22 protein-coding genes are annotated in these 26,666 nt (G+C 69.0%); 13 read left to right on the top strand and 9 right to left on the bottom strand.

What is annotated here, in order from left to right; genetic code table 11:
• The first annotated feature begins 174 nt into the window (after nt 1–174).
• The gene (locus tag INP57_RS19295) at nt 175–1,785 is read left to right on the top strand and encodes a GMC family oxidoreductase (RefSeq protein WP_200071672.1); all 1,611 of its coding nucleotides are present in this window, start codon (nt 175–177) and stop codon (nt 1,783–1,785) included.
• A 188-nt stretch (nt 1,786–1,973) separates the two neighbouring features.
• Here INP57_RS19295 and INP57_RS19290 read toward each other — a convergent pair whose 3' ends face one another.
• Together INP57_RS19290 and INP57_RS19285 are read right to left on the bottom strand one after the other, a co-directional pair.
• A complete protein-coding gene (locus INP57_RS19290) occupies nt 1,974–2,216 on the bottom strand; it encodes a hypothetical protein (protein WP_200071671.1) in 243 nt (80 codons plus the stop codon).
• Between the two features lie 153 nt (nt 2,217–2,369).
• Nucleotides 2,370–3,911, bottom strand: a complete 1,542-nt coding sequence (locus tag INP57_RS19285; RefSeq protein WP_200071670.1) for a class I adenylate-forming enzyme family protein — start codon at nt 3,909–3,911, stop codon at nt 2,370–2,372.
• Between the two features lie 555 nt (nt 3,912–4,466).
• On the opposite strand from INP57_RS19285, the gene INP57_RS19280 reads away from it, so the two are divergent.
• From INP57_RS19280 to INP57_RS19255, 6 genes are all read left to right on the top strand, one after another.
• Nucleotides 4,467–5,645 (top strand): acyl-CoA dehydrogenase family protein, encoded by a 1,179-nt coding sequence (locus INP57_RS19280; protein WP_200071669.1) that lies wholly within the window; start codon nt 4,467–4,469, stop codon nt 5,643–5,645.
• 534 nt (nt 5,646–6,179) lie between these two features.
• Nucleotides 6,180–7,565 (top strand): sugar porter family MFS transporter, encoded by a 1,386-nt coding sequence (locus INP57_RS19275; protein WP_200071668.1) that lies wholly within the window; start codon nt 6,180–6,182, stop codon nt 7,563–7,565.
• Between the two features lie 129 nt (nt 7,566–7,694).
• Entirely contained in the window at nt 7,695–8,021 is a 327-nt protein-coding gene (locus tag INP57_RS19270; protein ID WP_307850170.1) for a response regulator transcription factor, read from the top strand.
• A 36-nt stretch (nt 8,022–8,057) separates the two neighbouring features.
• A complete protein-coding gene (locus tag INP57_RS30385) occupies nt 8,058–8,495 on the top strand; it encodes a hypothetical protein (protein ID WP_307850169.1) in 438 nt (145 codons plus the stop codon).
• 35 nt (nt 8,496–8,530) lie between these two features.
• Nucleotides 8,531–9,013, top strand: a complete 483-nt coding sequence (locus INP57_RS19260) for a cytochrome P450 (RefSeq protein ID WP_307850168.1) — start codon at nt 8,531–8,533, stop codon at nt 9,011–9,013.
• 129 nt (nt 9,014–9,142) lie between these two features.
• The gene (locus INP57_RS19255; RefSeq protein ID WP_200071667.1) at nt 9,143–10,387 is read left to right on the top strand and encodes a flavin-dependent oxidoreductase; all 1,245 of its coding nucleotides are present in this window, start codon (nt 9,143–9,145) and stop codon (nt 10,385–10,387) included.
• A 95-nt stretch (nt 10,388–10,482) separates the two neighbouring features.
• Here the strand turns inward: INP57_RS19255 and INP57_RS19250 are convergent, their stop codons facing one another.
• Nucleotides 10,483–10,959: a cupin domain-containing protein gene (locus INP57_RS19250; protein ID WP_200071666.1), complete on the bottom strand. Its 477-nt coding sequence runs from the start codon at nt 10,957–10,959 to the stop codon at nt 10,483–10,485.
• A 207-nt stretch (nt 10,960–11,166) separates the two neighbouring features.
• Here INP57_RS19250 and INP57_RS19245 point away from each other — a divergent pair, with 207 nt between their 5' ends.
• Nucleotides 11,167–12,816 (top strand): alpha-amylase family glycosyl hydrolase, encoded by a 1,650-nt coding sequence (locus INP57_RS19245; protein ID WP_200071665.1) that lies wholly within the window; start codon nt 11,167–11,169, stop codon nt 12,814–12,816.
• A gap of 120 nt (nt 12,817–12,936) precedes the next feature.
• Complete coding sequence (locus INP57_RS19240) at nt 12,937–14,280, top strand: MFS transporter (RefSeq protein ID WP_233627888.1); 1,344 nt, start codon at nt 12,937–12,939, stop codon at nt 14,278–14,280.
• A gap of 16 nt (nt 14,281–14,296) precedes the next feature.
• On the opposite strand, the gene INP57_RS19235 is transcribed toward INP57_RS19240, so the two are convergent.
• On the bottom strand, nt 14,297–15,307 hold the full coding sequence (locus INP57_RS19235; protein WP_200071664.1) for a LacI family DNA-binding transcriptional regulator: 1,011 nt from the start codon (nt 15,305–15,307) through the stop codon (nt 14,297–14,299).
• Nucleotides 15,308–15,458: 151 nt separating this feature from the next.
• Between INP57_RS19235 and INP57_RS19230 the strand changes: the two genes are divergently transcribed.
• From INP57_RS19230 to INP57_RS19220, 3 genes are read left to right on the top strand one after another with little or no spacing between them, the layout of a single operon-like run.
• A complete protein-coding gene (locus tag INP57_RS19230; protein WP_200071663.1) occupies nt 15,459–16,598 on the top strand; it encodes a cupin domain-containing protein in 1,140 nt (379 codons plus the stop codon).
• Nucleotides 16,591–17,355 carry an alpha/beta fold hydrolase gene (locus INP57_RS19225; protein WP_307850167.1) on the top strand — a complete coding sequence of 255 codons (765 nt, stop codon included), beginning with the start codon at nt 16,591–16,593 and terminating at the stop codon, nt 17,353–17,355. The genes INP57_RS19230 and INP57_RS19225 overlap by 8 nt, the downstream gene beginning before the upstream one ends.
• Nucleotides 17,315–17,968 (top strand): histidinol dehydrogenase, encoded by a 654-nt coding sequence (locus INP57_RS19220; protein ID WP_200071844.1) that lies wholly within the window; start codon nt 17,315–17,317, stop codon nt 17,966–17,968. Before INP57_RS19225 ends, INP57_RS19220 begins: the two co-directional genes overlap by 41 nt.
• A gap of 69 nt (nt 17,969–18,037) precedes the next feature.
• On the opposite strand, the gene INP57_RS19215 is transcribed toward INP57_RS19220, so the two are convergent.
• The 3 genes from INP57_RS19215 to INP57_RS19205 all read right to left on the bottom strand — a co-directional run bounded on the left by INP57_RS19215 (nt 18,038) and on the right by INP57_RS19205 (nt 22,178).
• Complete coding sequence (locus tag INP57_RS19215; RefSeq protein ID WP_200071662.1) at nt 18,038–19,072, bottom strand: C40 family peptidase; 1,035 nt, start codon at nt 19,070–19,072, stop codon at nt 18,038–18,040.
• A 349-nt stretch (nt 19,073–19,421) separates the two neighbouring features.
• Nucleotides 19,422–21,104, bottom strand: coding sequence for a PstS family phosphate ABC transporter substrate-binding protein (locus INP57_RS19210; protein WP_200071661.1), 1,683 nt, complete (start codon nt 21,102–21,104; stop codon nt 19,422–19,424).
• Between the two features lie 213 nt (nt 21,105–21,317).
• The gene (locus INP57_RS19205; protein WP_200071660.1) at nt 21,318–22,178 is read right to left on the bottom strand and encodes an SAM-dependent methyltransferase; all 861 of its coding nucleotides are present in this window, start codon (nt 22,176–22,178) and stop codon (nt 21,318–21,320) included.
• A 234-nt stretch (nt 22,179–22,412) separates the two neighbouring features.
• On the opposite strand from INP57_RS19205, the gene INP57_RS19200 reads away from it, so the two are divergent.
• Nucleotides 22,413–24,392 carry an eCIS core domain-containing protein gene (locus tag INP57_RS19200; RefSeq protein WP_200071659.1) on the top strand — a complete coding sequence of 660 codons (1,980 nt, stop codon included), beginning with the start codon at nt 22,413–22,415 and terminating at the stop codon, nt 24,390–24,392.
• 138 nt (nt 24,393–24,530) lie between these two features.
• Here the strand turns inward: INP57_RS19200 and INP57_RS19195 are convergent, their stop codons facing one another.
• Nucleotides 24,531–25,505: a chitinase gene (locus INP57_RS19195; RefSeq protein ID WP_200071658.1), complete on the bottom strand. Its 975-nt coding sequence runs from the start codon at nt 25,503–25,505 to the stop codon at nt 24,531–24,533.
• A 48-nt stretch (nt 25,506–25,553) separates the two neighbouring features.
• On the bottom strand, nt 25,554–26,585 hold the full coding sequence (locus tag INP57_RS19190; RefSeq protein WP_200071657.1) for a chitinase: 1,032 nt from the start codon (nt 26,583–26,585) through the stop codon (nt 25,554–25,556).
• Nucleotides 26,586–26,666 lie beyond the last annotated feature (81 nt).

The raw sequence follows: 26,666 nt of genomic DNA, 5'->3' as shown, positions 1-26,666 counted from the left end.
GGGTACGGCAGCACAAGGCTCGTTTCGCGGCCGTCCGGGTTTTCCGGTTCGGTTCAGATCGCAGCCGAATCGCGGCGCGGAGATCCGCTGCCCATGGACAGTCGTTAGAACGAGTTCTACTCTTCGTCGGGAGATCGCGTCGCTGCACGCGGACCGACGGAGAAGGGCGCCAAGATGTCTCAGGCTGACTACGTCGTGGTGGGCGCCGGCAGCGCGGGCTGCGCGGTCGCGCGCAGGCTCGCCGAGGGCGGATCATCCGTGGTCCTGGTCGAGGCGGGGCCGCGCGATGACCGGGGACCGCTGAAGAGCCTGCTGAGCATCCCGGGCGCCATCGCGCCGCTGCAGTCGACCCCGCAGCTCAAGAAGCACTTCGACTGGGGCTACAAGTCGGTTCCGCAGTCCGGCGCGTGGCAGCGGGTGATCCCGCAGACCCGCGGTCGCGTGCTCGGCGGGTCCAGCTCGGTCAACGGGATGCTGTTCGTGCGCGGCAACCGCAAGAACTACGACGACTGGGCCGCCGACGGCTGCAAGGGCTGGTCCTACGACGACGTGCTGCCCGCGTTCAAACGGCTCGAGGACTGGGAGGACGGCGAGTCCGAGCTCCGCGGCGGTGGCGGTCCCATCAGGGTTCGGAAGGTCCGCAAGCTGACCGATGCCGCACGCGACTTCATGGACGCCGCCACCAGCCGCCTCGGCGTGCCGCGGATCGACGACTACAACGGCGAAAGCCAGGAAGGCATCGCGCCGTTCCAGCTCAGCGCCGATCGCGGCGTGCGCTACTCGTCGTCCAAGGGCTACTTGCACGACGACCGGCCGGGCAACCTGGTGGTGCTCACCGACGCCACCGTCGCCAAGGTGGTCTTCAGCGGTTCCCGTGCGACCGGCATCGAGGTCGCCGACAAGCGCGGCGACAAGAAGGTGATCAGCGCAGGCCGCGAGGTGGTGCTGTCGGCGGGCGTGTTCGGCTCCCCGCAGATCCTGATGCTCTCGGGCATCGGTCCTGCCGAGCACCTGCGCTCCCACGGCATCGAACCGCGCTCGGAGCTGCCGGTCGGCGACAACCTCCACGATCACCTGTTCGTTCCGGTGTCGTTCCGGATGGACTCGGCGCTGCGCAAACCGACCGCCTCCTACTTCGCCCGCGGCCTGCTGCGGGAGTGGTTCCGGCCGGGCTCGGGATGGGCTGCGGGCTCGCAGTTCGAGGCGTCCGGTTTCGTGCGCACCTCCTACGCCGGTTCGGTGCCCGACTTGCAGCTGCTGAGCCTGTACTGGGTTTACCCGATCCCGAACCAGGACTCCGACAAGATGGTCCGCCCGCCCACCAGCAAACCCGGGCAGAGCGTGTTCCCCACGCTGATCTATCCGCAAAGCCGCGGGACCGTCCGGCTGGGCAGCGCCGACCCGAAGGCGGCACCGCTGATCGATCCCGCGTACCTGAAGGAGCCGCAGGACACCGAGGTGCTGCTGGAAGGCGTCCGGATGGTGCGGGAGACGATGGCGGGTGTCGGGGACAGCCAGGGCGAGATCGGGCCGGGCGAGCAATACCGCGACGAGCAGGAGATGCGCCGGGCACTGCCCAACTTCGTGCACAGCGTGTACCACCCCGTCGGCACCTGCCGGATGGGCGCGGACGAGCGGGCGGTGGTCGGCCCGGACCTGAAGGTCCGCGGCGTCGAGGGGCTGCGGGTCGCCGACGCCTCGGTCATCCCCTCCATCACGGGTGGCAACACGAACGCCCCGTCGATCATGATCGGCGAGCGTTGCGCCGAGGAGATCCTGAGCTGACGTCCGCCGCAGGCGCGCCGCCTGCCTCCGGAAACGCGAAAGTGCCCGGCCCCACGAGCGGGACCGGGCACTTTCGCGTCGGCAGCGGGTGGCTCAGCTGCTTTCGCCCGCAGGTGGGCCGGCCCCGCCGGGACCGGCCACCACGCTGTCGAACCCCTCAGCCGCCCTGCTCGTCAGCTGCCGAGCCCTTAGCCGCCGAGCGAGTGCAGCGCGTCGAGACCGCCCACACCGGAATCGATCTCCACTTGGTCGTGCTTCCCACCCGAGCACAACATGATCGGGTCGTCGTTGGTGACGTCCAGCGCCGGGGTCCCGATCCCGCCGCCGTCGATGCACTCGTGGAAGTCCACGGCCCCGGCGGCCCCGGCCGATCCGAGCAAGGCCGCGCCGACGAAACCCGCGGTGACAAGGATTTTCTTCGTGGTGAGCACTGTCGTTCTCCCTCCCCTAGGCGTACGACACCGTGCATCGGCAGACTCCCGGACACCGGGCTCGTCCGCCCGCCGGAATTCCCGCCCGGGCGAAGGACGCTCACCCACATCGCTGTTCGTCCACGTCGGACCGCCCCGCGACGGCCAGGTCGCTCAGCGCCCGCGCACGGGAGCGCCCCACGCGGTCTGCTCGCGCAGCTGCCGCTTCAGCAGCTTGCCGCCGGGGTTGCGCTGGAGCGGTTCGGTGCGCACGTGGACGTACTGCGGGATCTTGAAGTCCGCGAGCGAGGCGGCGAGGTGGTCCAGCACCGCGGGCACCGAAAGCCGCTCGTCCTCGGACGCGGCCACGACGACGGCGCCCACCTTCTCGCCGAGCACGTCGTCCGGTACGCCCACCACCGCGGCGTCGGCCACACCGGGCGCGCTGGCCAGCGCGTTCTCCACTTCGACGGAGTACACGTTCTCGCCGCCGCGGTTGATCATGTCCTTCGCGCGGTCGACGACGTGCACCAGCCCGTCCTCGTCGATGCGGGCGAGGTCGCCGCTGTGCAGCCAGGAACCGGCGAACGTGCGGTCGGTCGCCTCCGGCTTGTTCCAGTACCCGGCGACGACGTTCGGCCCGCGGATGAGCAGCTCGCCCACACCGGCGGAATCCGGCTCGTGCAGCGCCAGATCGACCACGGGCGCGGCGAAGCCGACGGAATCGGTGTGCTCGGTCGCCCACTCGTGCGGCAGGTAGGTCGCGATCGAGGACGTCTCGGTGAGCCCGAAGCCGTTGCCCACGCGGGCCTGCGGGAACGCCGCCTTGATGCGCTCCACCAGCGAGGGCGCGATCGGCGATCCGCCGTAGCCGACGCGGGTCACCGCTCGCACGTCGAAGTCCGCGAAGTCGGGCTGGCTCAGCGCCAGCGCGTAGATCGCGGGCACGCTGGTGAGCACGTTGATCCGCTCGTCGACGATCGTGCGCAGGAACGGCCGCACGTGGAACGCGGGCAGCACCACGGTGGTGCCGCCCAGCGCGATCTGGACGAGCAACTGGGTGTTGCAGCCGGTGACGTGGAACAGCGGCACCGAGATCAGGTTCCGCTGCCGCGGGCCTTCCGCCCGGTCGATCCCGTGCACCCGCAGCACGGTCTCCACATTGGACAGGAAGTTCTCGTGGGTGGTCATCGCCCCCTTCGGGAAGCCCGTCGTGCCGCTGGTGTAGAAGATCGCCGCCAGCTCGTCGATCTGCAGGTCACCGGCCGCGTACGGCTCGCCGTCCGGCAGCGGGGCTTCCGGGCGCAGCACGGTTTTGGCGCCGGAGTCCGCCAGCACGTAGTCGATCTCGGGCTGGGCGAAGCGGATGTTCACCGGCACCGCGACCGCCCCGGCGAGTTGCGTGCCGAGGAAACCGAGCACCCAGCCGACTCCGGCGGGCAGCAGGTTGGCCACCCGATCACCGCGCTCGACGCCTGCCGCGCGCAGCCCGCCGGCCACCCGCGCCGCCCGGTCCCAGAGCTGCTGGTAGGTCAGCCGCTCGCCGTCGACCTCGACGAGGGCTTCCTGGCCGGGATGGTCGCGGACGGTGGCGCGGAACATCTCCACGAGCGAGGAGGGGAGGTCCGCGTAGTGGGCCACGCCCTGCTCGTCGCGGAACGTGCCGGAGGTGTCGAATGGTGCGGCGCCGCGCGGATGCGGGTCGATCGTGGTCACCTGCCGCTCTCCTTCCCTGCCTGCTCCCGGTTTTCGCCCGTTTTCCGTGATCGCCCGTTCTCGGTCGTCCGTTCTTGATCGCGGGAGCGTCGGCGCGGGTCTCGCATCGGGATCGTGCGGAGTCGCTGGTCGGTCCGCCCCGTGCCGGGGCGTCCTCGCTGATGTGCAGGTCGTGCCAGCCGGTACCTCGGGGCGATTAGATTTCACCGCGCGGGTGGCGTCAAGGCGCCGACCCCGTTGATCGTTCCAGCGGCCGTTCGGGTGCGTCGCGTTGATGTTGTCGACACCGTCCGATGATCGATGGTTGAATATCCGTTTCAGCGTTCTGATGAGTTCGAGTGCGGGCGCGAGATCTCGTCGGCTACTGGGTCTCGTCGGCTACTGGGTCTCGTCGGCTACTGGGGTGGAGCCGAGTTCCTCGGCTATCGGTGATCGAGCGGGAGTTCCACGCTCTGATCTTGCAAGTGTATCCGGCGAATCCGGCATTCCCGGCCCGGCTTTCTCGGTCCCGGCTTGCTCGATCCGCGTACCGCTTTCGCCGAAGAATGGATCATCATGGCACAACTGCACACCAGTCCCGAATTCGAGGCGCTGTCCGCCCGGCTCGACGACATCGCGCCGCTGCTGCAGGAGCAGGCCGCGGCGAGCGAGGAACTCGGCCGCCTCACCGACGAGGTCGGCGCGGCGTTGTGGGGCAGCGGCGCGTTCCTGACCAGCATTCCGCGGGAGCTCGGCGGCTACGAGTTCGCGCCGCGCCAGATCATCGACACCGTCGCGCGGGTCGCTTACGCGGACGCCTCGGCGGGCTGGGTGTTCATGGCGCTGCAGATGCTCACCGGCACGACGGCGGGCTTGCTGGGTCCGGCCGCGGCAGCCGAGTTGTTCCCCGATGCCCGCAACGGGCGGCACGCATTGTTCGCCGGGCAGGGGACCAAAATGGGGGATGCGGTTCGGGTGGACGGCGGTCACCGGATCAGCGGGCACTGGCATTTCGCCTCGGGCGTTTCGATGGCCAGCCACATCCACACCTCGGCGCGGTGCGCGGAAACGGGCGAGGCGTTCATCTTCGCGCTGCCGCTGGAACAGGTGACGCTCATCGACAATTGGGATGTGCTGGGCCTGCGCGCCACCGCGAGCATCGATTACGTCTGCGAGGACGTGTTCGTGCCCGACACCCACTCGCACGGAATCGCGACCACGGACGCGCGCCACGGCGGCGCGCTCTACCGCGTCGGCCTGTTGAACATGGCCTGCATCATCCACACCGGCTGGGCGCTCGGGGTCGGCAGGCGGCTGCTGGACGAGCTGCGCGAACTGGCCGCGAAGAAGTCCGGTGCACCGGGCGCGACGGTGGACACCGACCACTTCTACGCGGAGTACGCGCAGGCGGAGGCGAAGCTTCGCGCGGCGCGCGCGTGGGCGATGGAAGTGTGGGCGGGCAACGAGGACGCGCTCGACCGCGGCGGGATGCTGTCCACGGAGCAGGAAACGCTCAGCCGGCTCGCGCTGAGCAACGCGACCTGGTCGGCGCACGCGGTCGGGCAGACCGCGTACAAGTGGGCCGGTACCGCCGGGTTGCGAAGCGGCGCGCTGCAACGCTTCTTCCGCGATCTGCACGCCGGTACGCAGCACGTCACTTCCGGGCCGCTCGTGCTGCAGAACTGCGGCAAGTGGTTGTCCGGCCTCGCGCCCGAGGGCCGCTGGGTCTTCCTCGACCTGCAGGAGCAGGGGTGAGCGGGTGGCGGCGAGCACTGAGCGGGACCACCGGCTTTTCCGGGCACCGGCCGATTTTGAGCGGATCGGACAAAATTCGCCGAGTGTGCGCCGAAAAGCGCAACGGACTGGTTCTCGCCGACTCACCTTTTCGAGATGCCCATTGCGAAAGTGGTGGATGTACGGACCGGAATGCTCGTGCCACTCTGTCCGGCACTGCCGGTACCAGGGCCATGGTCCCAAGACCGCTGCACCGGCTCCGTGCGGAAAGGAAGTCCACATGGGGGAGTCGCACGACCTTCGCGGGCCCGGTGCGGTGCGCCCCGCTCCGGAGGTGATCGGCGGGGACGGTGCCTTCCGGAACCGGGCCTTCCGGAACCGGGCCTACCGGAACCGGCCCTTCCGGGATCGGATCTTCCGGAACCGCTGCTTCCGGCCCGCTCGGCCGATAGCATCGCCGCCTCGGCATCGCCGCGGTGGGGGGCCGCAACAACGCCGTCCCGGCCAGGAACGCGCGGGTTTCCGGCTTCTTCCTGCGGCAGAAGGGAAATGGTCATGGTAAGTGGGGATGCTGCGGAGAGATACGGCGCGCAGCGGCTCAGCGGCCCGGTGCTGGTGGTGCTCGCATCGGTCATCGCGGCCTTCGGCGGTTTGCTGTTCGGTTACGACACCGGCGTCGTGGCGGCTGCGCTGCCGTTCATCACCGACGCCTTCGCGCTCGACGACACGATGAAGCAGGTGGTGACCGCCTCGCTGCTGGCAGGCGCCGTGGTCGGGGTGATCGCGGGCGGGGCGTTGTCCGACCGCTTCGGACGCCGCACGACCCTGCTGGGCGTGACCGTGCTCTACGCGCTGGCCACGGCCGCTTCCGCGATCGCACCGGCGACCGGGTTCCTGATCGGCGCGCGGTTCTTCCTCGGCGTCGCGATCGGCATCTCGTCGCTGGTGGTGCCGACCTACATCGCGGAGATGTCGCCGCCGAAGAACCGGGGCGCGCTGGTGTCCCTGCACCAGTTCATGGTCACCGTGGGCATCCTGATCGCCTACCTCGTGGGGTACGGCCTGGCCGGGGAAGCCAGCGGCTGGCGGTGGATGATCGGCGTGGCCATCGCACCCGCGGTGCTGATGTTCCTGGGCGTGCTGATCCTGCCCGAGAGCCCGCGCTGGCTCGTCGCGAACGGGGAGCAGGAGCGCGCTCGCGGCGTGCTGGCGCGGACCCGTCCGGCGGAACGCGTCGCCGACGAGCTCGCGGAGATCATCGAGACCGTCCGGGAAGAGGGGCGGATCACCTACCGGGAACTGCTCGGCCCGCGCTTCCGGCGGTGGATCTCGGTGGGTGTCGTGGCCGCGGGCGCGAGCCAGGTCGTCGGCGTCAACGCGATCATCTACTACGTCCCGACGATCCTGGAGGACGTCGGCGGGTACGGGAAGACCACCGCCATCGGCGTCTCCGTGGCGGTGGGCATCGTCAACGTGCTGTTCACGATCCCCGCGCTGCTGTGGATCGACCGGATGGGCCGCAGGGTGTGGATCCTCGGCGGCACCGTGGTGATCATCGTGGCGCTGGCCGCGCTCGGGGTGGTCTTCCTGTTCCCGTTGCAGAGTACCGGGACGTTCGTCGCGCTGCTGATCGTGCTGATGGTTTACGAGTCGGCGTTCGCGTGCAGCCTCGGGATCGCGATCTGGCTGGTGAACAGCGAGATCTTCCCGAACAACGTGCGCGGCAAGGCGGCGTCGTTCGGGATCGTCACGCACTGGGGCCTGAACCTCGTCGTGTCGCTGACGGTGCTCACCCTGATCAACTCGATCGGCGCGTCTGGCGTGTTCTGGCTCTACGGCGTGCTGGGCGTGCTGTGCTTGGTCTACCTCTACCGGTGGCTGCCGGAGACGAAGAACCGCACGTTGGAGGAGATCGAAAACGATCTCACCAAGACCGGGTAGGCCCAGGCGGACTGACCGGGTCAGCGCTCGTTGCGGCCGGCGGCTGTCGAGCCGCCGGCCGCTTCTCGTCCGCACCGCCTTTCCGATCCGTTTCGAGCGCCGTAATGCCTGATTTCTCGCGGCATCGCGGTGCCGGACCGCTCCGGCAGGGCCGAAGGCGTGATGGTGCTGCTGCAGCCCGACGAGGCGCAGCGCTCCGCGATGGTCACCGGCAAGGAGAAGCTGCTCAGCGAGATCGACGCCCGCATCCTCGAAGGCGTCGCCGCCGGGGAGTCCACCGTGCAGCTGGCCGCCGAGCTCTACCTCAGCCGCGGCGGCGTCGAGTACCACGTGACCACCCTGCTGCGGAAGCTGAAGGTCACCAACCGGCCGGCGCTGGTGTCCAAGGGCTACTCGATGGGCATCCTGGACGTCGGCCAGTGGCCACCGCGGGTGCTGCCGGAATATGTGAAGTGACCCGGGTGTGCCCATTACGCAGGAGGGTGCGGATTCGTGAAGGCGCGTGAAGAGGCGACGAGGTTGTGGCGGCGGCTCGGGCGGACGTTGGGCGGACGGGCGCCGGACGACCAACAGCCTGCCGATGAGCCCGGACCCGCGCAGCGGGAGCAGGTGCCTTCCGCGCGCACCATCGACGGCTCCGCGGTGCGCAAGTTGATCATCGCTTGCGACGCGGGAATGGGCAGCAGCGCGTTGGTCGCCGCCCAGCTCTCCGAGCAGCTCGGACCGCACCGGGTGGCCGTCGTGCACGCGTCCGTCGGGGACCTCCCGGCGGACGCCGATCTGGTGCTGTGCCAGGAAACCCTGCTGGAGCGGGTGCGCAGGGAGGACATCGGCGGGGCGGTGCTGCTGGGTTTCCGCAGCTTCCTCGGCGACCCGGTTTTCGACGAGGTGGCGCAGGCGGTGCGGGACGGCGGCCGCCTTGGCGGCTGAGCACCGGCCGCCCCGCCCGCGCTGTCCGATTGCGGGTGCGCAACTGTTCGGCCTGCGGCACCGACCTGAAGATCCTGTCGAACAACCCGGACAAGCTCCCCGCGGCGATGAGCGATCCCGGCAAGATGGCGATCGCGGTCGAGGAAGTGCTGCGAGCCGCCAAGGCGGGCAGCTCGATGCTGCCGCGCTACGCCACCGACGACGTCGAGGTCGGCGATGTGACCATGCGCGCAGGGGACCTGGTGCTGCTGGACTTCACGCTGTCCAACTTCGACGAGGAAGCCTTCGACCGCCCGGAGGAGTTCGACACCACCCGCGCGCCGAACCCGCACCTGACGTTCGGGCACGGCATCTGGCACTGCATCGGCGCACCGCTGGCGCGGGTGGAGGTGCAGACGGCGTTCACCACGCTGTTCCGGCGGCTACCGGATCTGCAGGTCGGGGTGCCTGCCGACGAACTGCGCCACGAATCCGGGCAGCTTTCCGCGGAACTGCTGGAACTTCCGGTGACCTGGTGACCGCGCCCGTCCGTGCTCCGCGGACGTCGTAGCCGCCGGTGCCACTGCCGGTAGTCTGATTCGCGGATCTCGGCGATGCTTCGGCGTGGTCGAGGTCGAGTCGGGAGGTCGTCCGGACAGGAGGTTGCTGTGCAGGTCATCATCGTCGGAGCGGGGATCGGCGGGCTGACCGCGGCGCTGCGGCTGCACCAAGAAGGCATCGGTTGCGTCGTCTACGAGCAGAGCGAGCAGAGTGCCGAGCTGGGCGTCGGGATCAACGCGTTGCCGCACGCGGTCAAAGAGCTCGCCGAACTCGGTCTGCTCGACTCGCTGGACGAGATCGGGGTCCGGACCCGCGACCTGTACTACGCGCACCGGCTGGGTCCGGTGATCCTGCGCAAGCCGTGCGGGCTGGACGCCGGATTCACGCTTCCCCAGTTCTGCCTGCACCGGGGCAGGTTGCAGGGCATGTTGCTGCGGGCGGTCCGGGAACGGCTCGGCGCCGACGCGGTGCGCACCGGGCACCTGCTGACCGGCTTCGACCAGGACGCGAGTGAAGTCCGGGCGCACTTCGACCGGCGCGGTGCTGCGCCGGTCACCGTGCGCGGCGACGTCCTGGTCGCCGCCGACGGAATCCACTCGGCCGCGCGCTCCATCCTGTTCCCCGCGGAAGGAGCGCCGCGGTGGAACGGCGTCCTGATGTGGCGCGGCGCCACCGACTGGCCGGAGTTCGACGGCGGTCGTTCGATGATCGTCGCCGGTGGCACCGCGGCCAAGCTGGTGATCTACCCGATCGCGGAGGGCCGCAGCGCGGGCACCAAGCTCACCAACTGGGCGGTCTGCATCCGCACCGGGCAACCCGGTGCTGCGCCGCCGGAGCGGCAGGACTGGGCCAGACCCGGCGACCGGCGAGAACTGGCCCGGCACGTCGAGCGGTTCTCCTCGCCCGCGGTCGACCACGCCGGACTGGTCGCGGCCACCGAGGAGATCTTCGAGTTCCCGATGTGCGACCGCGATCCGCTGCCCGCCTGGTCGCATGGGCGGGTGACGTTGCTGGGCGACGCCGCCCACCCGATGTATCCGATGGGCTCCAACGGCGCCGGTCAGGCGATCCTCGACGCCACCGCTCTCGGCGGGCACCTGGCGCGGTGCTCCGACCCCACCGAGGCACTGCTGGCCTATCAGGACGATCGCCTGGCGGCCACCAGCGAGGTGGTGCTGCGCAACCGCGAAGGCGGACCGGAGAACGTCATCGACGAGGTCGAACGTCGTGCGCCGCAAGGCTTTTCGCACATCGACGAGGTGATCGACGCGGCGGAGCTCGAGGCAGTCGTGGCCGGCTACGCCCGGGCGTCGGGTTCCTCGCAGCAGCAGGTGAACGAGCCCGGTCGGTGACCTCCCGGGCGCCGCAGGCGCCTTTCTCCCGACCGGGCGCCGCAGGCGCCGTTCGCCCGACCGGCGCCGCAGGCGCCTTGCGCCGAACCGGTCGCTCAGGCGCCCTCCACCGAACCGGGCGGCAGGAAGTCGACGTCGTGCTGCGCCGACACCCGGACCACCTCGGCCGGGTCTTCGAGGTCGTGCAGCTTGTCGAACAGCTCCGCGAGCCGTCCCGCCGGGCTCACCCAGAACAGTCCGCGGGCGATGTTCTCGCTGCGGTTGTAGTAGGCGTGCGGGAGGCCCTTCGGCATCAGCACGGTGTCGCCGGGGCCCGCGGTCTCCCACTCGCCGTCGAGGTAGAGCGTGAACACGCCCTCCAGGATGTAGATGTGCTCGTCCTGGGTCGGATGTACGTGTGGCGGTACGCCGGTGCCCGGCGGGTCCAGCGTCTCGAACGCGAAGCTCGATTCGCTGGCCGCCTTCATGGAGTAGGTGTGGCCGAGCACGTTCCACACCTTGTTCCGCATGCCCTCCCGGGCCGGCGTGATCCCCTTCGGCAGGGGACCGAGCACGATTTCGTCGCCGGTCATCACACTTCCTGAGCCGATGGTTCGTCGGCTACGCACTCTGCGCCATCCCGTTGCCCGTGTACAGCCGCCAACGGGTGATCACGGGTGTGCTCCACCCGGCCGATTCGCCGTGGAAATTGCGCGGTGCGTGTTCCGCTCGAGGTGGCGGATGCGTACATTGATCTACTCTGCATACGTAGTCAAGACGGTGGGAGCGGGATCATGGTGGTGTCCAGGCGATCGTTCGTGCTCGGGACCGGTGCGGCACTCACGGGTGTGGCATTGGGTCCGCACTCGGCGTGGGCCGCGCGCGGAATGTCCGGTGTGGACGGTCCTTCGTGGCTGGCCGACACCGTGCTGTACCAGATCTATCCGCAGAGCTTCGCCGACACCGACGGCAGCGGCATCGGCGATCTGCGCGGCATCATCGAGCACCTCGATCACCTGCAATGGCTGGGAATCGGTGCGATCTGGGTCAACCCGGTGTTCCCCTCACCGCTGACCGACGCCGGTTACGACATCGCCGATTACACCGGTGTGCATCCGCGCTACGGCGACGAGGACGACGTCGCCCGGCTGGTCGAAGCCGCGCGCAGCCGCGGCATCCGGGTGCTGTTCGACCTCGTGGCCGGCCACACGTCCGACCAGCACGGCTGGTTCCTCGACTCGCTGCACGACGACACCGATCAGCGCTACGTCTGGGCCACACCGGACCAATTGCCCGGCGACGGCACGCTCCCGGCGGATTTCGTCGCCTCGCCAGGTCCGCGCGCAGGCGCGTTCCTCAAGAACTACTACGACACCCAGCCCGCGATCAACTACGGCTACGCGCGCATGAACCCGGACGAGCCGTGGCGCCAGCCGGTCGACGCCGAAGGTCCGATGCGCAACCGCGCCGCGATCCGCGAGGTCATGGATCACTGGCTGCGGCTGGGGATCTCCGGGTTCCGCTGCGATCTGGCCGCCACCTTGGTCAAGGACGACCCCGGCTGGCTCGAGACCGGCAAGCTGTGGGGCGAGCTGCGCGAGTGGGTTCGCCGACACCACCCGGACGCCGTGCTGATCTCCGAATGGGGTGATCCGGCCACGTCGGTGCCCGCGGGTTTCGACGCCGACTTCTACCTGCCGGTCAACGGTCCGGGCGACGGCGCACCGTGGAAGTCGTTGTGGCACGAGAACCCGTACTTCGGCGCCGAAGGCACCGGCACGGCGAAGATCTTCGTGGACGCGTGGACCGAGGCGACCGAGAACATCGGCCGCGGCCGCATCATGCTGCCGACCGCCAACCACGACAGCGCGAACCGGCTCAACGACGGCGTCCGCACGCCGGAGGAACTTCCCGCCGCGTTCGCGTTCCTGCTGACCTGGCCGACCATTCCCGCGATGTACTACGGCGAGGAGATCGGCATGCGGATGATCGAGGGCCTGCCCGATGTCGAAGGCAGCGCCGGACGCCAGCGCAACCGCACGCCGATGCAGTGGGACGCCGGGCCCAACGCCGGATTCTCCGGCGCACCCGCCGAAGACCTCTACGTCCCGATCGACCCGGACCCGAACCGGCCGACCGTCGAAGCGCAGCGCCGCGATCCGGGTTCGCTGCTGCACTTCGTCCGGCGGCTGCTGGCGTTGCGCAAGCGGTATCCCGAACTCGGCACGCAGGCCGACGTGCGGGTGTTCTCGGACGGCTATCCGCTGACTTACCTGCGTGGCGACCGATTCCTGGTCACCGTCAACCCGCGCCGCGACCACGCGACGATCACCGTTGCGGACGGCCGCGTGCAGCACGCCCGGCCCGTCGAGGACAGCGGTGTCCGCCTGGACGGCGAAGCGATGACCGTTCCGGGATTCGGCTACGCGATCCTCGATCTGAACGGCTGACCGGATTCGTTGCGGTTTGCCCGCACCGAATCTTGACGGTACGGGGGCCGCGGGCTAGCCTCCGACGAACTTCATACGTATGCACAATGTCCACCGGCGTCGTGACCCCTGGAGATGCCCATGTCAGTCGGAATGCCGGGCCCGCCAGCCCCCGCCCTCGCGGCAGACCAGCAGCAGGCGCCGGCGAAGATCCGCCGAGCGGTCTACGCGGGCGGCGTCGGCAACTTCGTCGAGCAGTTCGACTACGGGCTCTACGGCTACATGGCGCCGATGCTGGCCTCGTCGTTCTTCCCGGGCGGCAACAGCGCGGCGACGGTGATGAGCACCTACGCGGTCCTCGCCGTCGCCTGCGTGTTCCGCCCCCTCGGCGGAACGCTCGTCGGCCGCTGGGGCGACCGCGTCGGCCGGAAGAAGGCTCTGCTGTGGACGATCGTCATGATGGGCGTGTCCACCGCGCTGATCGGCGCCCTGCCGACCTACCAGCAGGTCGGCTTCCTGGCACCGCTGCTGCTGGTGCTCATCCGGACCTTCCAGGGGATGATCTCCGGCGGTGAGTACGTCGGCGCGGTCGCGTTCATCATGGAGTGGGCGAAGCCGCACCAGCGCGCCTACTACACCTCGTACGCCTCGAACAGCTGCTTCCTCGGCATCCTCGGCGGCGCGGGCGTCGCGGCGCTGGTCAGCACCGCGTTCGAGCAGCCGGTGCTGGAATCCTGGGGCTGGCGGATCCCGTTCCTCGCGGTGCTGCCGCTGTCGCTGCTCGGGTTGTGGCTGCGCAGCCGCATCGAGGAGACGCCGGAATTCATGCGCGAGACCGAAGGCGGCACGAACATCGTCAAGGCGCCGGTGCGCGAGGCGCTGCGCGAGCAGTGGCGCCCGATCCTGGTGTTCTGCGGAGCCTCGATCATGCTGGCGATCCTGTCCTACACCTGGGTCACCTACTACCCGGAGTACCTGACCAGCAATGTCGGGCTCACCCGCTCGCAGGCGCTGCTGTCCAACCTCATCTCGGTGGCCGTGCTGATGCCGCTGCTTCCGCTGGCGGGCAAGCTCTCGGACCGGATCGGCCGCAAGCCGATGCTGATCATCGGTGCGCTGGCGTGCATCTTCCTCGTCCCGCTGGCGTTCGCCATCGGCGAGCAGGGCAGCTTCACCGCCGCGGTCGGCAGCCAGCTCGTCTACATCGTCCCGGAGTTCTTCCTCACCGGGATCGTGACGACGTGTTCGGCCGAGCTGTTTGCGACCCGCACCAGGTTCAGCGCGAGCGCGATCGCCTACAACAGCTCGTTCTCGATCTTCATGGGTGTCACGCCGTTCATCGCGGCGTTGCTGGTCGACGGGTTCGGCACGATCTACGCGGTGTGGGCCTACCTCGCCGCGGCGGCGGTGCTGGCGCTGGTGGTGGTCACGGTGTTCATGAAGGAGACGTACCGCAGCGAGCTCGGCGCGAACAAGTTCGCCTGAACCGGCCCGTGACCGGTCATCCGCGGCGGGTGGCGGGAGGCGCGTGGGTTCCTCTGCGCACGAGTTCCGGTGCGAAAGCCACGCGCCGCGCGGGATCGCCCGCGTCACCGGAGAGGCGTTCGACGAGCAGCCGGGCGGCGGCCCTGGCCATCTCTTGGAGGTCGTAGCGGATCGTGGTGAGCGAGAAGGCCTCCCAGGACGCCATCGGCAGATCGTCGAAGCCCACCAGCGTGAGCTCATCGGGAATGCGGACGCCCGCCCGCAACGCGGCGTTGTAGGCGCCGATGGCCACCACATCGTTGCCGCAGAACACGGCCGTGAGGTCCGGATCAGCGGCGAGGAGTTCGGAAAGCCCGAGGTAGCCGGTGTCGAAGTCGTAGGAACCGCGGCGGATCCGGGTCGCGGGCAACGCGATGTCGGCCTCGGCGAGCGCGTCCACGAAACCGGCTTCGCGATCCCGCCCGGAGCTGGTGTCGGTCGAGCCGCCCAGCAGCGCGACCCTGCGGTGCCCGAGCGCGATCAGTTCCTCGGCGGCGAGCCTGCCGCCGCGTTCGTTGTCGACCACGGCCGAGTCGGCGCCGTCGCGCCCGTCGACGCGGTTGAGGAACACGAAGGGGATCTGCTTGCGCCGCAACGCATCGGGGAGCTCGGAGCCACTGGTCGCGGTCGTCAGCACCGCGCCGTCGATGGAATGGTCGAGCAGTCCCTCGGTGGCCAAGGCGTCGTCGGAACGTTCCGCCAGCAGCATCATGCGGTAGCCGCAGCGCTCCAGCTCGTCGTGCAGCGGACCGATCAGGTGCGGGTAGAACGGATTGGTCAAGTCGCTGACCAGCACGCCGATCCGGCGAGTGGTGTGCGTGGACAGGCTCCTGCCTGCCTCGCTCGGCACGTAGTTGAGGACCTGCGCGGCGTGGCGGACGCGGTCCTGCGTCGCCGCGGAAACCCGCGGATCACCGCGCAGCGCGCGCGAGACCGTCGCCTGGGACACGCCCGCGAACCTGGCGACGTCGTGACTCGTGATCGACATGGAACCTCCTGGAATACGGAGTCTAGTCGGCGTCATCGGTCGAGCTCTTGCACGGTGTTCGGCCCGGTCAGCACCCGGTTGGTCATTGACCGCCGCTCCGTCGCTGCGGTAGTACATACGTATTCATAGTTTTTGATCGGAGGGAGCGGGGATGCAGCAGCAGCCGGTACGGGTCAGCGAGGCCGAGAGCGCGCGGCGGACGATCCGGCGCAGCGATTTCGTGTCGTGCGACCAGGCGTTCATCGACTGCCGCACACCGGGTTCGCAGCGCAAGGAGAACTACGCGATGATCGGGCCCGGGGTGTCGCAGAACTCCAAGCAGGTCATCAACCTCCGCGAGCCGCACGGCTACAACATCGGCGCGGCCGCGATGCCGCAAGGGGTCACCAACAACCTGCACCTGCACTTCACCGCCGAGGTGTTCCTGTGCTTCCGCGGCGAGTACCTGCTGCGCTGGGGAGCTGACGGGGACGAGGGGGAGCTGGTGCTCCGCGAGGGCGACATCGCCTCGATTCCGACCTGGATCTTCCGCGGCTTCACCAACATCGGCCCGGACGACGGGTGGCTGTTCACCTCGCTCGGCCACGACGAGACCGGCGGCATCATCTGGGGCCCCACCGTGTTGCGGGACGCCGCCGGGCACGGGCTGCACCTGACCGAGGACGGCCGGCTGATCGACACGGTCGCCGGGGACGAGCCGCCGGACGACGTCGAGCTGGTGCGCCCGATGGCCGAGTCGGACATCGCGCGGCTGCGGTCGTTCTCCGCCGAGAAGATGCGGCGGCGCGTGGTGACCCAGGACGACCTGGAGTGGTGCTCGAGGCCGTTCCTGGATTCGGTGGTCACCGGCGGCGGTGCGGAACTGGCGCTGGTGGTCGGCTTCGGCATGACCGAGGACCTCGACCAGGAACCGCGGATCTACAACCCGCACGGGCACAACATCGCCTGGCTGCGCGCCGAACCCGGTGCCGGGATGCTCGGGCACCGCATCGAGCAGACGCAGGTGCTCATGGTCAAGGAGGGCCGCTGGGAGGTCACCCTCAACGACCACGAGCCGGTCGCGGTCCAGCTCGGCGAATGGGACATGCTCTCGGTGCCGCCCGGCGCGTGGCGCAGCATCCGGAACACCGGGGACGACACCGGCAAGCTCGTGGTGATCAATTCCGGGGATGGGCGGGTGCGCCTCGACTGGGACGAGGAAGTGGTCAAGGCCGCCGCCGATGCCGGGTACTCCATCGACCACAACGGCTACGTCGCGCCGTACGCGCTCGTGCCGCGCGCTCGTGGCTGACACGGTGGTGCTGGTGCCCGGGATGCTCTGCGATTCCGGGCTGTGGGCCGGGGTCGAGTCGCGGCTGGAACTGCCGGTCGTGCACGCGGAGCTGGACCGCCCGAGCGTCACCGGCATGGCCGAGCACGTGCTGTCCAGTGTGGATGGTCGAGTCGTGCTCGTCGGTCTGAGCCTCGGGGCGATCGTCGGGTTCGAGATCGCGCGACTGGCCCCGGAGCGGGTAGCCGGGTTCGCCGCGCTGGCCACGAACGCCGCCGCGCCCAGACCGGAGCAGCACGAAGGGTGGCGGCAGGCCGCCCGGCGCACCGAAGCCGGAGAATTCGCTGCGGTCGTCGAGGAAATCCTGCCGACCATGTACGCCGGGCAGCGGCCGTCGCCGGAGTTGGCGCGGGAATTCCGGGAGATGGCCGAGCGGATCGGCCCGCGACGGTTCCGCACCCAGCTGGCCGGCCAATCCACCCGGACCGACGCACGCGCCGTGCTGCGCACGATCAATGTTCCGTCCCTTGTGGCCTGCGGTACCGAGGACGCCTTGTGCCCACCGCGGATCCATCGCGAAATCGCCGACCACCTCGGCGACACCGAATTGCACGTGGTGCCCGCGGCCGGGCACCTGTTTCCGCTCGAAGCGCCCGATACGACCGCCGGATTGCTCAACGGGCTGATCCGGCGGTGCACTTCACCGATCCTGACCGAGGAGAACGACTTTGCCCGAAGTGTTGAAGCGCCCGGCGCCGCAGCCGACGGCGACCGATGACTCCGCTCCGCGTGACGAGGCCTTGCGCGAACGGGTCCGCACGATCATCGAGGACGTCCGCGTCCGCGGTGACGAAGCGGTGCGCGAGCATTCGCAGCTTTTCGACGGATGGGCCCCGGAGTCGTTCCGGCTGAGGCCGGACGAGATCGAGCGGATCGTCGCCACGGTCGGCGAGCAGGCGCTGGCCGACATCCGGTTCGTGCAGTCGCAGGTGCGTGCTTTCGCCGAGCACCAACGGGAATCGATGCGCGACATCGAGGTCGAGACGCTGCCGGGAGTGCGGCTGGGACATCGGCACGTGCCGATCGACGCCGTTGGCGCGTACGTGCCCGGTGGCCGCTACCCGCTGACGGCGTCGGCGCACATGACGATCGTGACCGCCAAAGTCGCCGGAGTGCCGCGGGTCGCGGCGGCGACTCCGCCGATTCGCGGTGAGATTCCGGCGCCGACGATCGCCGCCATGCACCTGGCCGGGGCGGACGAGATCTATCTGCTCGGCGGTGTGCAAGCGGTGGCCGCGCTGGGATTCCGGCTCTTGTCCGCCACCGCCGTCGACCGCAGCTACCACGTGCTGGAAGCCGCCGTGGCGGATCTCCCGGCCGATCCGGGATGAGCCCGGATCGCGCGCAGGTTCCGCAGCGAGGGCCGCCGAACCTGCGCAGCACCAGACGACGGCCGGCGCTCAGCCAGCGAAGCGGCGGACGCTGTTGACCTGGCCCATGTACTCGACCTCTTCGACGGTGACGTCCTGGCCCTCGGTAGGCGCGTGCACGATCTTGCCGCCGCCGATGTAGATCCCGTTGTGGCTGCCCGAGCTGTAGAAGAAGATCACGTCGCCGGGCTTCATCTCGCTCTTGGAGACCTTCTTGCCCGCCGACATCTGCGCCTTCGTGCCACTCGGCAGCGAAACACCGGCCTGCTGGTAGGACCACTGCACGAGCCCGGAGCAGTCGAACTGGCTCGGCCCCTTGGCGCCGAAGACGTACGGCGAGCCCTGCTTGCCCAGCGCGGCGTTGGCGGCCTGGATGGCGACGCCGGCACCGCCGAGCAGCCCGACGTTGCTGCTACCGCCGGACATCGATTCCTGTTCCTGCGCGCTGAGGCTGTTGTACTGCTGCTTGACCTTGGCGACCTGGGCGTCCGCTTCGCCCTTCTTGGCCGCGATCTCACCTTCCAGCCGGGCCGCGTCGGCCTCCGCCTGCGTGGCGCGGTTGCGCGCGTCCTGGGCCTGCTGCTCGGCGCCTTCGGCGCGGTGCGTGGCACCGGACAGGGTCTGCACAGCCTTGTTGTTGTCCTTGCCCAGCGCGTCCAGCGCCGAGGCGCGATCCAGGAAGTCGTTCGGCGACTCGCTGACCAGCAGCGCCGAGAGCTTGCTCATCCGGGCGCCCTGGTAGGACGCGCTGACCAGGCCGTCGACCTGCTGGCGGAACCGCTCCTCCTCGGCGCGCGCCTGCTCGGCGACCCGACCGGCCTGTTCGGCTTCCGCGTTCGCGCGGTTGAGGTCGTCCTGGCGCTTGGCGTGCTCGTCCTGCGCGCCCTTGTACGCCTCGGTCAGTTCCTCGGCCTTGCGCCCCAGGTCCTTGAGCTGCTTCTGGGCGTCCGACGCGTTGCCGGGCGGCTGCGCGATCGCCGCAGGGGTGGACACGCCGACGGTGGTGACGACCACCGTGGCGGCCAGGGCACCGCCCATCGAGCGCTTCAATCGGGACGACGACACTGAACGCACAAGACTCCTTTGCTGCTCCCACCGCCTCATCGACCCCCGACCGTCCGAGGCGCTATGCCCGAATGGCACCGAACCGGCCACGGTCCAACCGATTCGGCTCGATTCGCGTCCGCCACCTAATCGGTGACCGATCATCGCGAAGCCGCGCACAGGCTACGCAAACCGGTACCGCACGGTCCACAAGTGGGGGGTGTCGTGCCGCACAAATCGAGCTTTTCCGCTCGTGCGAGGCGGTTGTGAAGTTGCGGTGAGATCGGCGAGCGGTGCGCGGGCGATCACATTGCGGGAAACATCGGCGACGTTGTGCGATCAGCGAGATCCTTCCGCGGTGTCGAAGTGCTCATTGAGCGCGGCAGTCGGCAGTCGCTTTCCGGTCGGCGCATGGCGGGTAACCGGCGTCGCGCAGCATTCCCAAGGCTGGTTCCGCGGCCATGTACTGCTTGAATTTCCCGAGCAACGAGTCGGGGGAGACCGGTTCCGCGGTGTAGAGCTGCTCCACGGTCCAGAAGCGGTAGCGCGGAACGTTGTCCGGTTCGGGACGGGTCGCGTCGATCGGCACGACGGTGAGGTTCGCGTCCTCGGCGACTTCCCGGGCCGCGGCGCCGGCGTCGGCGTAACCGATCGCCCCTGGAGTGGTCCCGACCCTGTTCAGCAGGGCTTCGGTGTCGGCGGCCTGGCAGTGCACCGGTGCGTCCTGCCGGGACAGTTCGCGGCTGTCGCACATCGGCAGCGGTCCGCTCGAAGTGCCGGGCGCGATCTTGCGCTCGAACGTGCGGCGGGTGCCGGAAGAATCGTCCCGGTCCACGATCTTGATCGGGCCGGGGGAACCGCCGGCCACCTGACTCCAGTCGGTCTTCTCGCCGGAGAAGATGGCCCGCAGGTCGGCGGTGCTGATCTCGTGCACCCCGGCCTCGTTGTTCACCACGATCGCGTAAGTCACCAGGGCGACCGGTGCCGGCGGTTCGGACGCGGCGGTGTCCGCGGCCCGGCCGTCGGAGAACACCGCCCGGTCCGGAGCCGAATCGCTCCGCGCATTGCGCAGCGCGTCGAGTCCGTCGATGCTGCTGGTCGGGGCGACGTTTATTTTCGCACCGCTGCAGTCCTTCTCGTACTCGTCGGCGATCTCTTCGACGATCGGCAGGAACGCGCTGGAGCCGGTGATCTGGACTTCGCCGCTCGCGCAATGCGCGGGTTCGCGGGTGATCACGCCGAACAGCGAAGTGCCGATCAACGCTCCGGTGAGCAGCACGCTCAGCCCCACCGCCAGCCGGGTCCAGGTCAAGCGCGGCTGCGCCTTCTCGTCCTTGAACCAGCCGTTCTCGATGCGGCCGTCGACGCGGATCGTCTTGGTGATCTCGCCCGCCGGCGCGTCCTCGGGCTCCTGCAGTACCACGACGAGCTTGAACTTCTCGTTGCGCCGCAACGAGAGCCGGGTCAGCCGGACCCCGTGCCACTGCGGTCCCAGCTCGGTCGCCGGGGTCTGCTGCGCCGGTTCGATCGAGCTGGACAGGCGGCGGGCGAGCCAGTCCCGCAGGGCGCGCAGGTTGTTGCCCGGTTCCCGCGGCTGCTCCCGCCGGTTCGCGGCCTCCGGTGCCGTCTCGTCGGAGAAGAAGACCAGGTTGTTCTTGGCGCGCTGGTGCAGGTCGTCGGTGCTGGCCTCGGAGATCCGCGCGTCCCACACCACGCGGCGGCCGAAGGTGCACGAGATCGGCGTCTCGAAGTCCTTGCGCTCGATGTCGAAGCTGCCGACGTTGCGGATCCGGATGATGGCCACGCTCATCCGGTCCACAGTGGTGGTCAGGTGCCGCAGTCGCGGGTCCGCTTCGGTGGAGGCGATGTCCTGCGGGATCGGGTTCAGGCCGATCTTCGAGTTGTACAGCACCCGGTAGTCGATGCGTTTGCGCCGGATGACGAACCGGTCCGCCAGCGGCGCGGTGATCGTGATCAGAATCGCGAGCGCGATCGCGAGCGGGGTGCCGGGTTCGGCGACGATGCCGCCGAGTCCTGCCCACACACTGCCCATGTCCGTCGTCTCCTCGTGCGGCCGGTCGGCGACTCGACACTAGGAGCGATCACGGTCCGCACCGGGCGGATACGTCTGCCGTTCATCTGCTCTTCACCGGACGTCGGGTTCGCGAGGCCGGTCGAGGCGCATCGGGGCGGTCGCACTGCGACCAACGGAGCAGTGCAGCTCCGGGGGCTCGCCGAAGGCTTTCCGGCGAGCGACTCGAACCGTTCAGCCTTCGGCTTTGTAGCCGACCGCGGCGCAGACGACGGACTCGTCCGCGGTGTTGAACAACTTCTTGCCCGTTCCGGGGCTCGCGTCCTCGGGATGCCATTCCGGGGCCCAGGCCATCCCGGGCTCGATCAGCTCGAAGTCGCCGAACAGCGCGCGGGTCTCGTCCCAGCTCCGCAGCCGGACGGGATTGGCGGTCTGGTCGTAGCGCTGCACCAGCTGCAGGTACTCCGCGGCCCGCTGCGGCTGCGCACCGTCCACAGTGGCGTGTGAGATCGCCAGGTACGACCCGGCGGGCAGCAGGTCGCGGTACTGGACGAGCGCCTGCTCGACCTCGTCGTCGTCCGGCACGAAGTGCAGCACCGCGATCATCAGCAAGGCGATCGGTTCCGCCGGATCGACCACACCGGTGGCGCGCACCTGCTTCCACAGCGACTTCGGGGAACGCAGATCGGCCTGCACCACGGCGTGCCGTTCCGGGTCGCCGTGCTTGTCGAGCAAGCTCTGCGAGTGCGCCACCGCGACGGGTTCGTAGTCGACGTAGACCACCCGGCTGTCCGGGGCGACCTCGTCGGCCACGTGGTGCACGTTGCCGACCGTGGGCACACCCGAGCCGAGGTCGACGAACTGCCGCACACCGCGTCCGACCAGGTGCCGCACGATGCGGTGCAGCAGGTAGCGGTTGGCCAGCGCGACCGGCCGCACGATCGGGAACACCTCGAGGATCGTCTTGCCGAACTCGCGGTCGATCGCGTAGTTCGCCTTGCCGCCGAGGTACCAGTCGTACATTCGCGCAGCGCTCGGACGTTCGAGATCGATATCGCGTCCTCCCGTGCCGGCAGGTGTGTTCTCGGCCGCCATCAACGCTCCTCGCCGCCCGACTTGATCAACGAGCCGAGTGTATCTAGCCGCACCACCCTGGCTGAACCACCGCTTGATCGCGCCGGTGTCGAGCGCGTACCTGGAACGGGGTGCAGGGCTGCCCTTTCGGGCAACGGGTTGTGTCCGTCGACGGCTATCGATTCCGTGCCGTTTCTGCTGCCATGCGGGAAAGCCCTCTGGCGGAAGGTCTTGATCCGGGACGGAGACGGGCGGATGTACGCACACGAGCAGGATCCAGGACGGCGGGGCGTGACGACCCGATCGGCACGGCGAAACCCGGTGGAGGGGTCGGCACCGGGACTGCTCGCACTGCAACGCCTGGTGGGTAATGCCGCAGTCGCCGGATTGGTGCAGCGCACCGCCGTCGATCGGGCACTGGGTTCTTCGGGTGCGCCGATGGCCGGGCATGTTCGCGCGGACATGGAAAAACGGCTCGGTGCGGATTTCTCCGATGTCCGCGTGCACACCGGATCGGAGGCGGCGAGCGCCGCGCATTCGGTGCAGGCGAGAGCCTTCACCGCGGGTTCGCACATCGTTTTCGGCCGAGGCCATTACGACACCACGTCCGCAGTGGGCAAGCACGTACTGGCACACGAGCTGGCGCACGTCGTGCAGCAGCGCACCGGGCCGGTCTCCGGGACCGACACCGGTGACGGGATGAAAATTTCCGATCCGGGCGACCCGGACGAGCGCGCCGCCGAGGCGGACGCCACGCGGGCGATGCGCGGCGATCCGGCACCGGAACGGGACGCCCGGACGGCCGGGCCGAATAGCGGCGGACCAGATGTCCTCCAGCGCGCCGTCGGTGCCGAGCTGGAGGAGAACCATTGGCGCGTCAAGGATGAAGCGGGCAAGCCGGTCCCGAAAGGCACTGCGTTGGTGCACCGTCCGTACTTTCAGCTGCAGGCCGAGTTCGGCGGGGCGGAACAGTCCAACATCGAGATGGTGACCAACCCGCCAGGCGTGGTGAATCGCAACGAGTGGGACAAGATGCTGAAAGGAATGATCGCGCTCAAAAAAGAATTGCTGAAGCAGCGTCGCCAGTTCTCCGCGGGTGTGCTGAAAGGTGGTGTGGACGAGTATCAGCTGCTGCCTGCGCGAATTTTCTCGCCGAGTGTGCAGGTGACCGCCGGGGTGCCGCTCGCGGCGATGCACCAGCTGTTCACCGAATTGGAGGGACTCGGGGTCAAGATCACGCCCCGGGGTGATGTTCCGCAACAGCGACGTCCGGAAGGTGAAGCGCAGCGTCTCGGACCTGTCGTCGAACCGAGCAAGGATCTGCTCGGCTTCATAAACCTGCTGGACAGCTACCTGGAACAGGGTGCTGTGGACGCGAGGCGGACCTTTCCCAAGGGCGTGTTCCCCGTGCTGGCGCGCACCGATTTCGCGGCGATGTTCGGGATGTTGCCCGAGGCGGAACGGAACGCAATCGCGGCCGATGTGGACGCCTGGGTGCGGTTGGTGGCGGAACGACCCGAGCTCAAGGATCCACTGGAAGAGGATCGGCTGCTGAACCAATGGTTCGACGACCCGATGGACGACAGCCGAGCCATGGAGATCACCACCACCAGGACCGAGTGGCTGACGGAAATGGTTCCGCGCGACGGCCGCCCGGGACGGGATCTGCTGACCGCGCACGGCAAACTGGGCCCGGACGATGCGGGGCTCACCGACAGGGAGAAGGCCGAGCGACTCGCGGCCGAGGTGCGCCAGGACGTCAACCCGAAGCGCCGGGACGTCATCCCGAAGATCGGCGAGGGCGTCGGTCAACGCCCGTCGACCGAGCCGATCCCCATCCCGGAAGAAGGGCACGAGCTGCGAAAGCTGATCGACGAACTTCGTGAACTGTATGCCGGGATGGGGGCGCTCAAAACCAGGACGGACCAGGTGAAATACACCGGAGCCCGCTCCATGACTCCTGCGGCCATCGTCGAAATCAGGCAGACCGGGTCGGGGAAGTGGGAGCACCAGCTCGAAACGGTCTACCAAGCGGTCGAGCACGCCATCTCGACCGGTGGCACTTACACCAACGAACTGACCGATGAGCAGCAGCGCTTGCGCAGGAGTGGTGAGCAGGAGCGGAAAGCGGCGACGAAGTCGCTGGCACACCGGATCAAGATCCGCGTCAAGGCTCTCCTGCAAGCTGCCCGGCCGGACAAGGCCGGAAAGCGGCCGGCCGGGCGAAACGGCTGATCGCGCCGCGCTGCGCCGGTTCGTCGTTGCGCCCGAGGTGACGCGACCGCACCAGACGCGGTAACCGATCATCGTGCAAGCCGAAGGGCCGTCCCCGGGTGGGAACGGCCCTTCGGCTTGTGGTCGATCGGTCCCGGATCAGCCGGTGAAGTCCTGGAGGATCTTGGTGAACTCGTACGGCTGCTGGTCGATGCTGCTGCAGGTTGGGGAGACGCCGCCGCCGGGGCAGCTGCCGTTGTCCCGGCCCGCGGACCAGAACGACAGCAGCCCGATCTTGTTGGTGTTCGCCCACTCGACGAGCTGCCTGGCGTTGTCCTGGGTGAAGACGTTGCCGTTGTAGTTGCGCCCGATCATCGGCGTCACGCCCAGCTTCGCCTTCAGGTCGGCGTCGCTGAGGTCCGGCCAGATGCCCTTCATCTGCTCGAGCGTGCTCTCCGCGGCGGCGATCACCGCGTCGCCCCATGGCTTGCTGGAGCCGAACTCCATCGCCATCGGGTTCACGGTGACGTCGACGCCGTGCGCGGCCGCGCTCTGCAGCACCTGCAGCGAATACGGGTCCACGCCGGTTTCGTCGCCCTGCACGCGCAGCGTGTAGCTGACCTCGGTGCCGCGTTCGGCCTGCAGCTTGGCCAGCGCCTCGTTGACGGTGTCCTGCGGGATGTTCGCCTCGACGTCGACGTCGAGGTGGTTCGAGCCGGTGGCGTCGAGGATCTGCTTGTAGGCGCCGAGCAGTTCGTCGGCGGTGCCGCAGACGCTCTCCAGGTACGGGCCCATCGCGCCACCGGTGGCGACGGCGACTTCGCCGCCCTGCGCCCGCAGCTGCTCGATCTGGCCGAGGACGGCGGGATCGTCCAGCGCCTTCTCACCGCCCCACATCGGGGTGCATCCGGCGGCGCTGCCGAGCACGAACGCCAGCGTGAAGGTCTTCTGCCCGGTGGCTTCGGCGATCTCGGGCAGGGTGGGCTTTTCCTGCGTGACGTCCACGTATGGCGCGGTTTTCAGCGCAACGGGCTCGGGTGCGGCGGGTTCGGGTGCGGCGGCGCTCGTGCCCGCGGTCAGCGGGAGCAGCGTCCCGGCGGCGAGCACCGCGAACAGCTTGGTGAACAGTTTCATGCTGGTTCTCCGGGGAATCGCGGGTGGGGGATCACTAGTACTGCTGGATCACTGGTACCGAGAAACGATCTTGGTGAATTCGTAGGGCTGCTGCTCGACGCTGCTGCACTTGCCGTCCGCCCAGCCGACGGGCTCGGTGCAGACCCGGTCCCGGTTCATCGACCAGTACGACAGCCGCCCGATCCGGTGCTGCTCGGCGTAATCCACCAGCGCGCGGAAGGTGTCCTGGGTGAACAGCTCGCTGGGCTGGTCGGTGTGGCCGTTCATCAGGATCACGCCGGTGCGCGCGTAGGCGGCCGCGTCGTCGAACTCGGGCTGCAGTTCGCGCAGCTGGCGGTGGAAGGCTTCGGCCACCGAGATCGCGCTGTTGGCCATGTCGTTGCCCGGACCGCCGTAGTCGAAGTCCATGATCTTGAACAGGTCGATCTCGGCGCCCATGTCCTTGGCCCGCTGGATCTCCGCCTTGCCCGCCTCGTTGAGCCCGACGCTGGTCATCGGCAGCGTCAGCGTCACGTGCAGGTCGGGATTGCGCTGCTTGAGGGTCTTGACGGCTTCGAAACGCTTGGTCTCCCCGGGCACGTCGCCGAGGTCGTCGCCTTCGATGTCCAGGTCGATGTGCGTGAGCCCGTACTTGTCGATCACCTGCTGGTAGGCGTCGGCCAGCGCCGCCGCGTCCGGGCAGGCGGCGCCGAGCTCGATGCCGTTGTAGCCGCCGAAGGACACCGACACGTCGCCGCCAGCCTGGCGCACCGCGTCGACCTTCGCCTTGACCGCGGTGTCCGCGGCGACCTCCTGGCCGGGTTTGCCGTCCCAGGTGGGGGTGCAGCTGCCTGCGCCGGGTGCGAGGACGAAGGCGAAGACGAAGTCCTTCTGCCCGCTGGCCCGCATCGCTTCGCCGATGTCCTGCGGGTCGCTGTCCAGCGGCATGTAGTACGGCGCGGTGCGCAGGTCGCCCGGTGCGGCGGGCGCTGCCGTGACCGGTGCTGCCGTGGCGGGCGCTGCGGTGGCGGGCGCTGCGGTGAACGGCAGTGCGAGCACGCCTGCCAGCAGCGCCGCCCAGTGGATCGGTCTGTTCCTCACGGAAGTGCTCCCGTCTCCCGGCCCGGCCCATCGGACCCGGCGGTGGTGCGGTGCGGAGCCTCCGGCGCGCGGCGCGTTCGG

Source organism: Saccharopolyspora galaxeae (assembly GCF_016526145.1).
Classification (GTDB): Bacteria; Actinomycetota; Actinomycetes; order Mycobacteriales; family Pseudonocardiaceae; genus Saccharopolyspora_C; species Saccharopolyspora_C galaxeae.
This window is presented reverse-complemented; position numbering and strand designations above follow the sequence as displayed.

Coding starts and splice junctions, on each gene's coding strand:
- INP57_RS19295 (WP_200071672.1), top strand. CDS start 175: ATGTCTCAGGCTGACTACGTCGTGGTGGGCGCCGGCAGCGCGGGCTGC.
- INP57_RS19280 (WP_200071669.1), top strand. CDS start 4,467: ATGGCACAACTGCACACCAGTCCCGAATTCGAGGCGCTGTCCGCCCGG.
- INP57_RS19275 (WP_200071668.1), top strand. CDS start 6,180: ATGGTAAGTGGGGATGCTGCGGAGAGATACGGCGCGCAGCGGCTCAGC.
- INP57_RS19250 (WP_200071666.1), bottom strand. CDS start 10,959: ATGACCGGCGACGAAATCGTGCTCGGTCCCCTGCCGAAGGGGATCACG.
- INP57_RS19240 (WP_233627888.1), top strand. CDS start 12,937: ATGTCAGTCGGAATGCCGGGCCCGCCAGCCCCCGCCCTCGCGGCAGAC.
- INP57_RS19235 (WP_200071664.1), bottom strand. CDS start 15,307: ATGTCGATCACGAGTCACGACGTCGCCAGGTTCGCGGGCGTGTCCCAG.
- INP57_RS19230 (WP_200071663.1), top strand. CDS start 15,459: ATGCAGCAGCAGCCGGTACGGGTCAGCGAGGCCGAGAGCGCGCGGCGG.
- INP57_RS19210 (WP_200071661.1), bottom strand. CDS start 21,104: ATGGGCAGTGTGTGGGCAGGACTCGGCGGCATCGTCGCCGAACCCGGC.
- INP57_RS19205 (WP_200071660.1), bottom strand. CDS start 22,178: ATGGCGGCCGAGAACACACCTGCCGGCACGGGAGGACGCGATATCGAT.
- INP57_RS19200 (WP_200071659.1), top strand. CDS start 22,413: ATGTACGCACACGAGCAGGATCCAGGACGGCGGGGCGTGACGACCCGA.
- INP57_RS19195 (WP_200071658.1), bottom strand. CDS start 25,505: ATGAAACTGTTCACCAAGCTGTTCGCGGTGCTCGCCGCCGGGACGCTG.